Source organism: Streptomyces sp. Y7 (genome assembly GCF_043195415.1).
Classification (GTDB): domain Bacteria; phylum Actinomycetota; class Actinomycetes; order Streptomycetales; family Streptomycetaceae; genus Streptomyces.
This window is the reverse complement of sequence record NZ_JBIDDQ010000045.1, coordinates 13,317-26,045: the sequence shown is the minus strand read 5'-3', so window position 1 is coordinate 26,045 and position 12,729 is coordinate 13,317. Positions and strand designations below refer to the sequence as shown.

Below are 12,729 nucleotides of genomic sequence, written 5' to 3'. Positions count from 1 at the left end.
GGCTCCCGGCGGAGCCGGGGCAGTGGCCCGTCGCGGTACGGCGGGCGTCTCCCGCGCTCGCCGCCGGACGGTTCGCCGTGCCTGGGCCGTGCCGGCCTCCCGGGCCCGGCGGCCGCCCCCGTGTCCCGGCGCACCAGGGCTCCGGGCACGCGGCCCGAGTCCTGACGCGCGTGGGCTCCGGGCACGCGGCCCGCCTCCCTGCGCACATGGGCTCCGGGCACGCGGCCCGACTCCCGGCGCCGGGACCGGCCCGCTCCGCCGGACGCTCCCGGCCCTGCCCGACGGGCCCCTCAACCGCGTCGGGCAGGGAGCACCTCACTTGAAGCCGGTGGACATGTACTGGTCGACGTTCTCCTTGTCGACGACCGCCGAGTAGAGGGTGATCGAGGCGGGGATCTCGAACTCGGCCATCCCGCCGACGCCCTTGCCCTGGCCCAGCGCACGGGCCAGGTCGATGGCGGAGGCGGCCATGGTCGGCGGGTACAGCACCGTGGCCTTGAGGACACCGTCGTCCTGCTTGATGGCCTGGAAGGCGGACAGCGCGCCCGCGCCGCCGACCATCAGGAAGTCGTCGCGCCCGGCCTGCTCGATGGCGCGCAGGGCGCCCACGCCCTGGTCGTCGTCGTGGTTCCACAGGGCGTCGAACTTCGACTGGGCCTGCAGCAGTTGCGCCATCTTGGCCTGGCCGGACTCGACCGTGAACTCGGCGGCCTGGCGGGCCACCTTCTTGATGTTGGGGTAGTTCTTCAGCGCGTCGTCGAAGCCCTGGGTGCGCTGCTTGGTCAGCTCCAGGTTGTCCAGGCCGGCCAGCTCGATGACCTTGGCGTCGGCCTTGTCCTTGAGCTTCTCGCCGATGTAGTGCCCGGCGTTGAGGCCCATGCCGTAGTTGTCGCCGCCGATCCAGCAGCGGTACGCCTGCGGGGTGTTGAAGATCCGGTCGAGGTTGATGACGGGGATGCCCGCGCGCATCGCCTTGAGACCGACCTGGGTGAGCGCCTTGCCGTCGGCGGGCAGCACCACCAGGACGTCGACCTTCTTGTTGATCAGCGTCTCGATCTGGCCGATCTGCGCGGCGGTGTCGTTCGACCCCTCGGTGATCTCCAGGGTGACGTCGGAGTACTTCTTCGCCCGGCTCTTGGCGTTGTCGTTGATCGCGTTGAGCCAGCCGTGGTCGGCCTGCGGACCGGCGAAGCCGATCGTGACCTCCTTGCCGGGCTTGTCGTCGGCGGCCGGCTGGTCGTTCGCGGCCGGCTCGTCGCCGGACTCGTTGCTCGTGCAACCCACGAGGAGGGCGCCGGCACCTATGGCGGCGGTCCCGAACAGCAGCCCTCTGCGACTGGTGAGCTCTGGCATGGCGGTGAACCCTTTCCTCAGGTCGTGCTCGGGGTGGCGGTACGACCCTCAGGTCGTGCTCGCGGTACGGCGCTGGACCAGCACGGCGGCGACGATGATCGCGCCCTTGGCGATCTGCTGGACGTCGCTCTGCAGGTTGTTCAGGGCGAAGATGTTGGTGATCGTGGTGAAGATCAGGACGCCGAGCACGGAGCCGACGATGGTGCCTCGGCCGCCGGTGAGCAGGGTGCCGCCGATGATCGCGGCCGCGATGGCGTCGAGTTCGTAGAGGTTGCCGTTGGTGTTCTGGCCGGAGCCGGACAGGATGATCAGCAGGAAGGCCGCGATGCCGCAGCACAGTCCGGACAGCAGGTAGAGGTAGAGCCGCTGGCGGCGGACGTCGATGCCGGCGAGACGGGCCGCCTCCGCGTTCCCGCCGACGGCGACCGAGCGCCGTCCGAAGGTCGTGCGGTTCAGAACCAGCCAGCCGATGATCGTCACGACCGCGAACACCATGACCAGCGGCGGGATACCGAGCACATAGGCGTCGCGCTCACCGAGGTCGAGCACCGAGGGAATGGTGACGATCTGCGTCTTGCCGTCGGTGATCTGCAGGGCGAGACCACGGGCGGACGCCAGCATGGCGAGCGTCGCGATGAACGGCACCATCGAGCCGTACGCGATCAGGACTCCGTTGACCAGCCCGCATCCCACACCGACGATCACCGCCGTGAAGAGGATGCCGGCGAAGCCGTACTCCTGGGTCGCGACCGTCGTCGCCCACACCGAGGCCAGCGCGACGATCGCGCCGACGGACAGGTCGATGCCGCCGGAGATGATGACGAACGTCATGCCGACGGTGACGACACCGATCACGGAGGCCTGGGTGAGGACCAGTTGGAGGTTGCGGGTGTCCAGGAACTCGTCCGGCTTGGTGATGCCGCCGATGACGATCAGCGCGGCGAGGACGCCGAGCAGGGAGAGCGTGCGCACGTCGGCGCGGGCCATCAGGCCGCGCCAGGCGGGCGGTCCGTCGGCCGACTGCACCTTGCCGGTGCTGTCCCGCGGCGGAGAGGCGTGCTGCGTCATGACGCCGGGCTTCCTTCCATGACGAGGTCGAGTACGCGGTGTTCGTCGAGTTCTCGCGCGGGAGCCGTGTGCACGACACGGCCCTCGCGCAGCACCAGGACGCGGTCGGCGAGGCCCAGTACCTCGGGCACCTCGCTGGAGACCAGCAGCACGGCGAGGCCTTCGTCGGCCAGCCGGCGTACGACCGCGTACAGTTCCGCGCGGGCGCCGACGTCGACGCCGCGGGTGGGTTCGTCGAGCAGCAGGACCCGGCAGCCGCGCAGCAGCCAACGGGCCAGGACGGCTTTCTGCTGATTGCCGCCGGAGAGGGTGCGCACGGGCACCGACGGGTTGTCGGGCCGCAGCGACAGCTCCCGGGTGGCGGCGCGCGCCGCGCCCAGTTCAGCGGCGCGGTCGATCCAACCGCCGCGTGAGAAGCGGGACATGGAGGACACCGACACATTGCGGGTGACGGACTCCAGCATCAGCAGGGCCTGCGCCTTGCGTTCCTCGGGAGCGAGCCCGAGCCCCGCGCGCACGGCGGCGCGCACGCTGCCGGGCTTCAGCGCCCGCCCGTCGACGAGGACCTGTCCGGCGCTGGGCTTGCGCGCGCCGTAGATCGTCTCCAGGATCTCGGAGCGTCCCGAGCCCACGAGTCCGGCGAGCCCGACGATCTCCCCGGGCCGCACGCTCAGGTCCAGGGACTCGAACTCCCCGTCCCGGGCGAGTCCTCGGACCTCCAGCAGCGGCTCGCCGCCGGTGGCGTCCTTCAGAGGCCGCTCGGGGAAGACGTATTCGACGTTGCGGCCCGTCATCATCGCCACGACGTCACGTGTCGGTGTCGACTTCGCCGGGAGTCCGCCGGCCACGGCCCGCCCGTCCTTCAGCACGGTCACCCGGTCGCCGATCCGGCGGATCTCCTCCAGGCGGTGCGAGATGTAGACGACGGCGACACCCTCGGCGGTCAGATCGCCGACGATGCGGAAGAGGTTGTCGACCTCGTCCGGGTCGAGGGCGGCGGACGGCTCGTCCATCACGATCAGACGTACGTCGTGGGAGAGCGCCCGAGCCATCGAGACGATCTGCTGCTGCGCCGCCGACAGCTCCCCGACCAGCCGGCCGGGGTCGATCTCGGGATGTCCGAGTCGCTTGAGGAGCTGGGCCGTTGACGCCCGCGCGGCCTTTCCGCGTACGACGAAGCCGGCAGCGGTGGGTTCATGGCCGAGGTGGACGTTCTCGGCCACCGACAGGTGCTCGACCAGGTCGAGTTCCTGGTAGATGGTGGCGATGCCGAGACGCATCGCGGCGATCGGCGAGCGGAGGGTGACCTCCTCGCCGCGCCAGCGGATGGTGCCGGTGTCGGGCTGGTGGGCGCCGGCCAGGACCTTGATGAGGGTGGACTTGCCGGCGCCGTTCTGGCCGAGCAGGCAGTGCACTTCACGGGCCTGGACGTCGAGATCGACGCCGTCGAGGGCGCGGACTCCGGGGAACGACTTGGTGATGCCGTTCATGCTGAGCAGCGGTGGTTCTGGTGCCATGAGGTCCCCTTGGCGGGCGTGCGGGCCGGTTTCAGGGCGGGGCGAGGCAGAGCAGGGCTGGGCGGAGCGGGGTCAGGCAGAGCAGGGCAGGGCAGAGCTGAGCGCTGTGCGAGGTGCGGTACCGGTGAGCCGTACGGACTCAGTGGCTCACGCGGGTGAGAACAGGTGGTCGCTGATGAGCCGGGCCGCGCCGATGACTCCGGCGGTGGGACCCAACTCCCCCAGCACGATGGGAAGGTTGCCGGTCGCGAGCGGCAGCGACTGGCGGTAGACCTGGGTGCGGATCGCGGCGAGCAGGTTGTGGCCGAGGCCGGTCACCCCGCCGCCGATCACCACCAGGCCCGGGTTGAAGAAGCTGACGAGTCCGGCGATGACCTGGCCGACGCGGTTGCCGCCCTCGCGGATCAGGTCGAGTGCGGTGGCGTCACCGGCGGCGGCCGCGGCGGCGACGTCGACGGCGGTCAGGGTGCCGTTCGCCTCCAGCCGCGAGGCCAGTTCCTCCGACAGTCCCTGCTGGGCCGCCTCGACGGCGTCCCGGGCGAGGGCCGCCCCGCTGAAGTGGGCCTCCAGACAGCCCCGGTTGCCGCAGGCGCAGGGGCGGCCGTCGGGCACGGCCTGGATGTGCCCGATGTCGCCCGCGCTGCCGGTGACGCCGCGGTGGACGTCACCGCCCGCGACGATGCCGCAGCCGATGCCGGTGCCGATCTTGACGCAGAGGAAGTCGCCCACGGAGCGTGCGACGCCCGCGTGCTGCTCCCCCATCGCCATGAGGTTCACATCGTTGTCGACCATGACCGGGCAGCCGAGTTCCTGGCTGAGCGCCTCCCGCACGGGGAAGCCGTCCCAGCCCGGCATGATCGGCGGAGCCACCGGGACACCCTCGGGGAAGCGGACAGGACCCGGGACGCCGATGCCGGCGCCGTCGAAGCCCTCCGCGAGCCCGGTGGCCCTCAACTTCGCTGCCATGGACAGGACTTGCTCGAAGACCGCGACAGGGCCCTCGCGTACGTCCATGGGCTGGTTGAGGTGTCCGAGGATCTCCAGTTCGGGGTTGGTGACGGCGACGTCGACCGAGGTCGCGCCGATGTCGACGCCGAGGAAGCGCAGGTCGGGGTTGAGCCGGATGTTGTGCGACCGGCGGCCACCGCGCGAGGCGGCGAGTCCGTCGGCCACGGCCAGTCCCGTCTCCAGCAGACGGTCCACCTCCACGGCCAGCTTGGACCGCGAGAGGTCGATCTGATCGCCGAGCTGGGCCCGGGAGTTGGGCCCGCCGTCGCGCAGCAGCCTGAGCAGCTTGGCCTGATGACCGTTAGCGGGTCGCGCCGTCATACGTCTCACGAGCCCCTCCCCGCCTTAATCGGCCTGAGCGCGCCGGGTTTCGGCCACATCCGTGACCTGCTTTCGAGGGGAACGTAGCAGCGACCGCCGGGACTGGGAAGAACTTGAGCGGAGATTGCCGTCAACTTTCTCCACTCACAGGACAAAGGCGGGTCCGGAACCTCCCGGGAAGACACCTAGGGGCGAGTTCCGCCGCTCCCCGGCTGATCGGCGATATACACCAAGGGGCCTGCGGCAGGGCGTGGTTGGCTACTCTTGCCCTGCTGACAGCAGGTGCCTCGGGGGGAGCGCGAATGACTCAGGATTCCTCGGCCGACGAACCGACGACGACACCCCGGTCCGGCGGCTCACCCGAACCCGCAGCCGCCCCCGACCCCGGCCCCGGCCCCGGCTACGCGATGCGCCTGGCGAACGGCTCGTACGACTGGTACCACGGCGCCGCCGTCAGAGCGCGCCGCAACTTCCGGCTCTCCGAGACGCTGCTGCTCCTGGTGTCGGCCGCGATCCCGGTCTCGGCGGTCCTGTGGTCCCGGAACGCCGAGATCCCCGCCGTCCTGGGCGGCGTCGTCGTGGTGATCACCGGTCTGCGCTCGGTCTTCCACTGGCAGGACGACTACCTGCGCTTCACCGAGGCCCGCGAGGCGGTCGAGGCGGAACGCCGCCTGTACCACACGGGGGCGGAGCCGTACGCCGTCCCCGCGACCCGCGACCAGGCCCTGGCCGCCGCCGTCACCCGCATCGAACAGCGGGAGATGGGCACCTGGGTCCAGCTGGCCGGCCCCCGCGCGGACAGCACGGGGACCAATGTGACGCCTTGACCGTGACCGGCGCGATCCTGAACACCGCGCCCGGACACCACGGCGGCTACGACAGCCCGTCCCCGCTCAGGAGTTGCCCCGGGCGTGGTACGACCGTCGCGTGTGCTCCGTGTGCTCGCGCATCAGCTGGGTGGCCTGCTGTTCGTCGCGGGCGGTGATCGCGGCGATCATGCCGCGGTGCTCGATCCAGGACTGATGGCCGCGCTGGCGGGCGACCGGGGTGTAGTACCAGCGGACGCGACGGTCGACCTGGGCCGCGAGTTCGGCGAGGACGGCGTTGCCCGCGAGTTCCATGATCTTGGCGTGGAAGCGGGCGTTGAGGGCGACGGCCGCGTCCACGTCGTCCGCGGCGACGGCCTTCTCACCCTCCGCGCACAGCTGCTCCAGGGCCTTGATGCCGGCGCTGTCCGTGTGGGCCGCGGCGAGCCGGGCCGCCTCGGCCTCCAGGAGCGTGCGGACGGTGAGGAGCTGGTCGGCCTCCTCCTCCGTCGGCTCGTGCACGAACGCGCCCTGCGCGGGCCGCAGGTCCACCCAGCCCTCGGTGTTCAGCCGCTGCAGCGCCTCCCGTACCGGCTGGCGCGACACGCCGAGGTGACCTGCCAGTTCACTCTCGACCAGATGCTGGCCGGGCTGGAGGGCACGGGTCGTGATGAGTTCGAGCAGTGCCTCGTAGACACGGTCGCGCAGCGGGCCGGGCCGTTCGAGCTTGGGCACCGCACCCTGCGGCAGTCCTGTCGACAACATCGGTTCCCCTCCTGGGCGAACGCCGGGCGACTGCATCCCGTGGCCGATCGTCACTGAAAGCCAGTATCGATTGTCTTTCGTCTACAGTCTACGGCGCACAAGGGCCAGGGAAACGGGGAGTTGGCCACATCACACCCGCATCAGGGACAGCGGACGACCTGTCCGGCGTACGAGAGGTTCCCGCCGAAGCCGAACAGCAGCACCGGGTCCCCGCCGGAGATACGTCCCTGCTCCACCAGCTTGGACAGGGCCAGCGGGATGCTCGCCGCCGAGGTGTTCCCGGACTCGGAGACGTCGCGTGCGACCACCGCGTTGACCGCGCCGAGCTTCTCGGCGAGGGGCTCGATGATGCGCAGGTTGGCCTGGTGCAGGACGACCCCGGCGAGGTCCTCGGGCGCGAGGCCCGCCCGCTCGCAGGCCCGGCGGGCGATGGCGGGCAGCTGCGTCGTCGCCCAGCGGTAGACGCTCTGCCCCTCCTGCGCGAACCGCGCGGGCTGCCCCTCGATGCGTACCGCGTGCCCCATCTCGGGCACCGATCCCCACAGCACGGGTCCGATGCCGGCTTCCCGGGACGCCTCCACGACGGCCGCGCCGGCGCCGTCCCCGACCAGCACACAGGTCGTGCGGTCGCTCCAGTCCGTCACGTCGGACATCTTGTCGGCGCCGATCACCAGCGCCCGCGTCGCGGCCCCCGCCCGCACGGCGTGGTCGGCGGTGGCCAGGGCGTGGGTGAAGCCGGCGCACACGACGTTGATGTCCATCGCGGCGGGCGACGGGATGCCGAGCCTGGCGGCGACCCGCGCGGCCATGTTCGGGGACCGGTCGATGGCGGTGGAGGTCGCGACCAGGACCAGGTCGATGTCAGCGGGCGTGAGGCCCGCCGCCGCGAGCGCCTTGGCGGCGGCGTGACCGGCGAGCTCGTCGACGGGTTCGTCGGGCCCGGCGATGTGGCGCGTACGGATGCCCACCCGAGATGTGATCCACTCGTCACTGGTGTCGACCATGCCCGCCAGATCCTCGTTGGTGAGAATCCTGGCGGGCTGATAGTGGCCGACTGCGGCAATGCGCGAGCCGTTCATCGTTGGTGATCCCCTCGAACCTCGGGTAGCGGGATTCACCAGTCTGATCAGTGACTCACGGGTACGACGGCACGTGATGCCACAGGAAACGGGCGCCCGTCTTGTCAGCTTCCATCAGGCCCTCGGACGCCCGAACAACTCCCGAACACCTACCCGGTGAACAGCTGCGTCGCCTTCTGCACGAGTTCGTAGAGCCCGTAGGCGAGGGGCACACCCACCCACACCCAGGCGAAGGCGATCAGTCCGCGCCGGTCGGGCGGCGGGTTACTGCTGTCGCTGGACATCCGCGGCCTCCTTCTCCGTCTGCGCCGGCACGGGGATGTGATGGCGGGGGTCGACGGGCCGCACGAGTTCGTTGGCGACGAAGCCGACGACGAGCAGCCCGATCATGATGAACAGGGACGTCGTGTACAGGGACGAGCCGCTCTTGCCCGCCTCCTCCTGCCGGTCGGCGATCCAGTTCACGATCAGCGGGCCGAGGACGCCGGCCGTGGACCAGGCGGTGAGCAGCCGACCGTGGATGGCGCCGACCTGGTAGGTCCCGAAGAGGTCCTTCAGATAGGCGGGGATCGTCGCGAAGCCGCCGCCGTAGAAGGACAGGATCACCAGCGCGCACAAGATGAACAGCGGCTTGGAGGAGTCGCCGGCCAGCGCGATCAGGCCGTACATCAGCGCGCCCGCGCCCAGGTAGAGCCGGTAGACGTTCTTGCGTCCGATCAGGTCGGAGGTCGAGGACCAGCCGATCCGGCCCGCCATGTTGGCGGCGGACAGCAGCGCGACGAATCCGGCCGCGGCCGACGCGGACACCGGTGTGGAGGTGTTCGCGAAGAAGTCCGTGATCATCGGCGCGGCCTTCTCCAGGATGCCGATGCCCGCGGTCACGTTCATGCAGAGCACGACCCACAGACACCAGAACTGCGGTGTGCGCACGGCGTTGCGGGCGGACACCTGCGGCCCCTCGAAGACGCCGGGCGCGTCGCCGACCGGCTTCTCGGTGCGCGGCACCCGGACCAGCAGCACACCGAGCAGCATGAAGACGGCGTACGACAGCCCGTGCACCAGGAACGCCAGGGCGATCCCGGAGCTGTCGCTGCCGAACGACTCCAGCATCTGCGCCGACCAGGGCGAGGCGATGAGCGCGCCGCCGCCGAAGCCCATGATCGCGATGCCGGTGGCCATGCCGGGCCGGTCGGGGAACCACTTGATCAGCGTGGAGACCGGTGAGATGTAGCCGATGCCGAGGCCGATGCCGCCGACGAAGCCGTAGCCGAGGACGATCAGCCAGTACTGCTCGGTGGCCGCGCCCAGCGCGGAGAGCAGGAAGCCGGAGGAGAAGCAGATCAGCGCGACCGTCATGGCCCAGCGCGGGCCGTTGCGCTCCACCAGCGTGCCGCCGAAGGCGGCGGACAGGCCGAGCATGACGATGCCGAGCTGAAACGGCAGGGCGCTCTGGGTGCCGCTGAGGCCGAGCGCGGATTCGAGCGGTGGCTTGAACACGCTCCAGGCGTAGGCCTGGCCGATGGACAGATGTACCGAGAGAGCGGCGGGCGGAACCAGCCAGCGGCTCCATCCCGGGGGCGCGAGCGGTGGACTCATGATCCCGAACGGTAGGGACGGGCAAGTCCGTTGAGAAGTCGGCACGTCGACCGTATGCGGTGAGCGGTATGCAGGGCGCGACGAACGGTCGAACACTGTCCGGAAGGTCGCGACGGGGGCCGGGCGCAAAGCCTTGGCGAAGGCCGTGCGCGACCCCTTGCTGACCCCTTATCCATACTGTAGACAATATTCCGTCGACAGGATTCGGCCCCCAGTACCTCCGGCCGGTCCGAGAACTTCCCAGCCACCTCCGCGGTACTCCCTCGACCGAACGGAGCGTTCCGAAGTGAAAGTTGCAGTCCTCGGCGCCGGTGCCATCGGCGCCTACGTCGGAGCCGCGCTGCATCGCGCGGGTGCCGACGTGCACCTGATAGCCCGTGGACCGCATCTCGCGGCCATGAGGCAGCACGGAGTGCGCGTGCTCAGCCCGCGCGGTGACTTCACCGCCCGCGCCCACGCCACCGACGACCCGGCCGAGGTCGGCCCGGTCGACTTCGTCTTCCTGGGCCTGAAGGCCAACTCGTACGCGGCGTGCGGGCCGCTGATCGAACCCCTGCTGCACGACACGACGGCCGTCGTGGCCGCGCAGAACGGCATCCCCTGGTGGTACTTCCACCGGCACGGCGGACCTCACGACGGCCACCGCGTCGAGAGCGTGGACCCCGGCGGCGCGGTCAGCGCGGTGCTCGCGCCCGAACGGGCCGTCGGCTGCGTGGTCTACGCCGCGACCGAACTCGAAGGCCCCGGTGTCGTACGGCACCTCGAAGGCACCCGGTTCTCCATCGGCGAGCCGGACCGCAGTGTGTCCAAGCGCTGTCTGGACCTCAGCGAGGCCATGATCGCCGGCGGTCTGAAGTGCCCGGTCGAACCCGACCTGCGCAACGACATCTGGCTCAAGCTGCTCGGCAACATCTCCTTCAACCCGATCAGCGCGCTGGCCCGCGCCACCATGCGGCAGATGTGCCTGCACGGCGGCACCCGCAAGGTCATCGAGATCATGATGACCGAGACGCTCTCGGTCGCCGAGGCCCTCGGCTGCGAGGTCGGCATCTCCATCGAACGCCGGCTCGCGGGCGCCGAGAAGGTCGGCGACCACCGCACCTCCACGCTCCAGGACCTGGAGCGCGGCAAACCGCTCGAACTCGACGTTCTCCTCGCGGCGGTCGTCGAGTTGGCGGAGATCACCGGCGTGGAGGTGCCCACCCTGCGCACCGTGCACGCCATCTCGGACCTGCTCGCGCTGAGGAGCGCCGCATGAGGACGCCGACTGAGAGGCGCCGTATGAGGAGTGTCGTATGAGGAAGCGGCAACCGAAGAACTACACCCGGCTGACCACCCCGCTCGTCCGCGACTCCCGCGACGAGCCGTTCCGGCCGGCCACCTGGGAGGAGGCCCTCGACCGGGCGGCCGCCGGGCTGGCCCGCAACCGGAGCGCCTTCGGCATGTTCTCCTGCGCCCGGGCCACCAACGAGATGAACTACGTGGCGCAGAAGTTCGCCCGCGTGGTCATGGGCACGAACAACGTCGACTCCTGCAACCGGACCTGCCACGCCCCCAGCGTGGCGGGTCTGTCGGCGGCCTTCGGCTCCGGCGGCGGTACCTCCTCCTACGAGGAGATCGAGCACACCGACGTCATCGTGATGTGGGGCTCCAACGCCCGCTTCGCGCACCCGATCTTCTTCCAGCACGTGCTGAAGGGCATCAGGAACGGCGCCCGGATGTACGCCGTCGACCCGCGCCGCACCTCCACCGCCGAGTGGGCGGAGAGCTGGATGGGGCTGAACGTCGGCACCGACATCCCGATGGCGCACGCGATCGGCCGCGAGATCATCCACGCGGGCCTGGCGAACGAGGCGTTCATCGAGCGGGCGACGAGCGGTTTCGAGGAGTACAAGGCGCTGGTCGAGCCCTGGACGCTGTCGCTGGCCGAGAAGGTGACGGGCGTACCGGCCGCCGCCATCAAGGAACTCGCGCACGCCTACGCCCGCGCCGAGCGCGCCCAGCTGTGCTGGACCCTCGGCATCACCGAGCACCACAACGGCACCGACAACGTCCGGGCCCTGATCAACCTGTCCCTGCTGACCGGGCATGTCGGCCGGTTCGGCAGCGGCTTGCAGCCCCTGCGCGGCCAGAACAACGTGCAGGGCGGCGGCGACATGGGCGCGATCCCCAACCGGCTGCCCGGCTTCCAGGACATCCTCGACCCGGACACCCGCCTGAAGTTCGAGTCGGCCTGGGACACCGTCATCCAGCCCCACTACGGCCTCAACCTGACCGAGATGTTCGAAGCGATGGAGGACGGCGACCTCAAGGCCGTCTACTGCATCGGCGAGAACCCGGCGCAGTCGGAGGCGGACAGCGAGCAGGCCGTACGCCGCATGCGGCAGCTGGACTTCCTCGTCGTCCAGGACATCTTCCTGACGAAGACGGCCGAACTCGCCGACGTCGTCCTCCCCGCCACCGCCGGCTGGGCCGAGACCGACGGCACCACCACCAACAGCGAGCGCCGGGTCCAGCGCGTACGCCGGGCGGTCACCCCGCCGGGCGAGGCCCGCGAGGACATCGACATCATCTGCGAGCTGGCGGGCCGGCTCGGCCACGACTGGAAGTACGCCGACTCCGAGGCCGTCTGGAACGAGCTGCGCTCGGTCTCCCCGGACCACTACGGGATGACGTACCACCGCCTGGAGGAGCACCAGGGCATCCAGTGGCCGTGTCCGAGCACCGACCGGCTCGAACCGAGCTATCTGCACGGCCGGTTGTGGGAGACCGACCCGGCGGAGCGCGGCGTGCCGGCGCCGTTCGGGCTCGTCCAGCACGATCCGCCGGTCGACCTGACCGACGAGGAGTACCCGGTGCGGCTCACCACCGGACGGCGGCTCGACTCGTACAACACCGGCGTGCAGAGCGGCAGTTTCGCCTCTCCGCTGCGGCGCGGCGAGTACGTCGAGATCAGCCCCGAGGACGCCGAGCGGTACGGGGTCGTCGTCGGCGAGGAGGTCCAGGTGACCTCGCGGCGCGGCTCGGTCGTCGCGCCGGTGTGGGTCGACACCGCGCTGCGGCCCGGGCTCGCCTTCATGACCATGCACTTTCCCGACGAGGTGGACACCAACCAGCTGACGATCGAGGCGAACTGCCCGATCGCGGGGACGGCGGAGTTCAAGGCGTCGGCGATCCGGATCGAGAAGCTCCCCGTCGCGACCATCGTGAGGTGAC

The 12,729-nt window shown here is 70.4% G+C and carries 11 protein-coding genes; 3 read left to right on the top strand and 8 right to left on the bottom strand.

What is annotated here, in order from left to right; genetic code table 11:
- Nucleotides 1-315: 315 nt before the first annotated feature.
- The 4 genes from ACGFW6_RS44225 to ACGFW6_RS44210 all read right to left on the bottom strand — a co-directional run bounded on the left by ACGFW6_RS44225 (nt 316) and on the right by ACGFW6_RS44210 (nt 5,267).
- Entirely contained in the window at nt 316-1,353 is a 1,038-nt protein-coding gene (locus tag ACGFW6_RS44225; protein WP_393523214.1) for a substrate-binding domain-containing protein, read from the bottom strand.
- A 48-nt stretch (nt 1,354-1,401) separates the two neighbouring features.
- Entirely contained in the window at nt 1,402-2,421 is a 1,020-nt protein-coding gene (locus tag ACGFW6_RS44220) for an ABC transporter permease (RefSeq protein ID WP_393523211.1), read from the bottom strand.
- The gene (locus tag ACGFW6_RS44215) at nt 2,418-3,938 is read right to left on the bottom strand and encodes a sugar ABC transporter ATP-binding protein (RefSeq protein WP_393523208.1); all 1,521 of its coding nucleotides are present in this window, start codon (nt 3,936-3,938) and stop codon (nt 2,418-2,420) included. Before ACGFW6_RS44215 ends, ACGFW6_RS44220 begins: the two co-directional genes overlap by 4 nt.
- 147 nt (nt 3,939-4,085) lie before the next feature.
- Nucleotides 4,086-5,267: an ROK family protein gene (locus ACGFW6_RS44210; RefSeq protein ID WP_380848399.1), complete on the bottom strand. Its 1,182-nt coding sequence runs from the start codon at nt 5,265-5,267 to the stop codon at nt 4,086-4,088.
- A gap of 302 nt (nt 5,268-5,569) precedes the next feature.
- On the opposite strand from ACGFW6_RS44210, the gene ACGFW6_RS44205 reads away from it, so the two are divergent.
- Nucleotides 5,570-6,094, top strand: coding sequence for a DUF4231 domain-containing protein (locus ACGFW6_RS44205; RefSeq protein WP_393523205.1), 525 nt, complete (start codon nt 5,570-5,572; stop codon nt 6,092-6,094).
- 66 nt (nt 6,095-6,160) lie between these two features.
- Here ACGFW6_RS44205 and ACGFW6_RS44200 read toward each other — a convergent pair whose 3' ends face one another.
- The 4 genes from ACGFW6_RS44200 to ACGFW6_RS44185 all read right to left on the bottom strand — a co-directional run bounded on the left by ACGFW6_RS44200 (nt 6,161) and on the right by ACGFW6_RS44185 (nt 9,513).
- Nucleotides 6,161-6,838 carry a GntR family transcriptional regulator gene (locus ACGFW6_RS44200; RefSeq protein WP_393523202.1) on the bottom strand — a complete coding sequence of 226 codons (678 nt, stop codon included), beginning with the start codon at nt 6,836-6,838 and terminating at the stop codon, nt 6,161-6,163.
- Nucleotides 6,839-6,978: 140 nt separating this feature from the next.
- Nucleotides 6,979-7,917: a beta-ketoacyl-ACP synthase III gene (locus ACGFW6_RS44195; protein ID WP_393523199.1), complete on the bottom strand. Its 939-nt coding sequence runs from the start codon at nt 7,915-7,917 to the stop codon at nt 6,979-6,981.
- Nucleotides 7,918-8,066: 149 nt separating this feature from the next.
- Nucleotides 8,067-8,201: a hypothetical protein gene (locus ACGFW6_RS44190; protein WP_393523196.1), complete on the bottom strand. Its 135-nt coding sequence runs from the start codon at nt 8,199-8,201 to the stop codon at nt 8,067-8,069.
- Nucleotides 8,182-9,513: an OFA family MFS transporter gene (locus ACGFW6_RS44185; RefSeq protein WP_393523194.1), complete on the bottom strand. Its 1,332-nt coding sequence runs from the start codon at nt 9,511-9,513 to the stop codon at nt 8,182-8,184. Before ACGFW6_RS44185 ends, ACGFW6_RS44190 begins: the two co-directional genes overlap by 20 nt.
- A 286-nt stretch (nt 9,514-9,799) precedes the next feature.
- Between ACGFW6_RS44185 and ACGFW6_RS44180 the strand changes: the two genes are divergently transcribed.
- Both ACGFW6_RS44180 and ACGFW6_RS44175 read left to right on the top strand, forming a co-directional pair.
- Nucleotides 9,800-10,771, top strand: coding sequence for a 2-dehydropantoate 2-reductase (locus tag ACGFW6_RS44180; protein WP_393523191.1), 972 nt, complete (start codon nt 9,800-9,802; stop codon nt 10,769-10,771).
- 37 nt (nt 10,772-10,808) lie between these two features.
- Entirely contained in the window at nt 10,809-12,728 is a 1,920-nt protein-coding gene (locus ACGFW6_RS44175) for a molybdopterin oxidoreductase family protein (protein WP_393523188.1), read from the top strand.
- Nucleotide 12,729 lies beyond the last annotated feature (1 nt).

Bases quoted from the DNA above. Each gene is read 5' to 3' on its own strand.
- ACGFW6_RS44215 (WP_393523208.1), bottom strand. From the start codon at position 3,938: ATGGCACCAGAACCACCGCTGCTCAGCATGAACGGCATCACCAAGTCG.
- ACGFW6_RS44175 (WP_393523188.1), top strand. From the start codon at position 10,809: ATGAGGAAGCGGCAACCGAAGAACTACACCCGGCTGACCACCCCGCTC.
- ACGFW6_RS44190 (WP_393523196.1), bottom strand. From the start codon at position 8,201: ATGTCCAGCGACAGCAGTAACCCGCCGCCCGACCGGCGCGGACTGATC.
- ACGFW6_RS44185 (WP_393523194.1), bottom strand. From the start codon at position 9,513: ATGAGTCCACCGCTCGCGCCCCCGGGATGGAGCCGCTGGCTGGTTCCG.
- ACGFW6_RS44195 (WP_393523199.1), bottom strand. From the start codon at position 7,917: ATGAACGGCTCGCGCATTGCCGCAGTCGGCCACTATCAGCCCGCCAGG.
- ACGFW6_RS44210 (WP_380848399.1), bottom strand. From the start codon at position 5,267: ATGACGGCGCGACCCGCTAACGGTCATCAGGCCAAGCTGCTCAGGCTG.
- ACGFW6_RS44200 (WP_393523202.1), bottom strand. From the start codon at position 6,838: ATGTTGTCGACAGGACTGCCGCAGGGTGCGGTGCCCAAGCTCGAACGG.
- ACGFW6_RS44220 (WP_393523211.1), bottom strand. From the start codon at position 2,421: ATGACGCAGCACGCCTCTCCGCCGCGGGACAGCACCGGCAAGGTGCAG.
- ACGFW6_RS44225 (WP_393523214.1), bottom strand. From the start codon at position 1,353: ATGCCAGAGCTCACCAGTCGCAGAGGGCTGCTGTTCGGGACCGCCGCC.
- ACGFW6_RS44205 (WP_393523205.1), top strand. From the start codon at position 5,570: ATGACTCAGGATTCCTCGGCCGACGAACCGACGACGACACCCCGGTCC.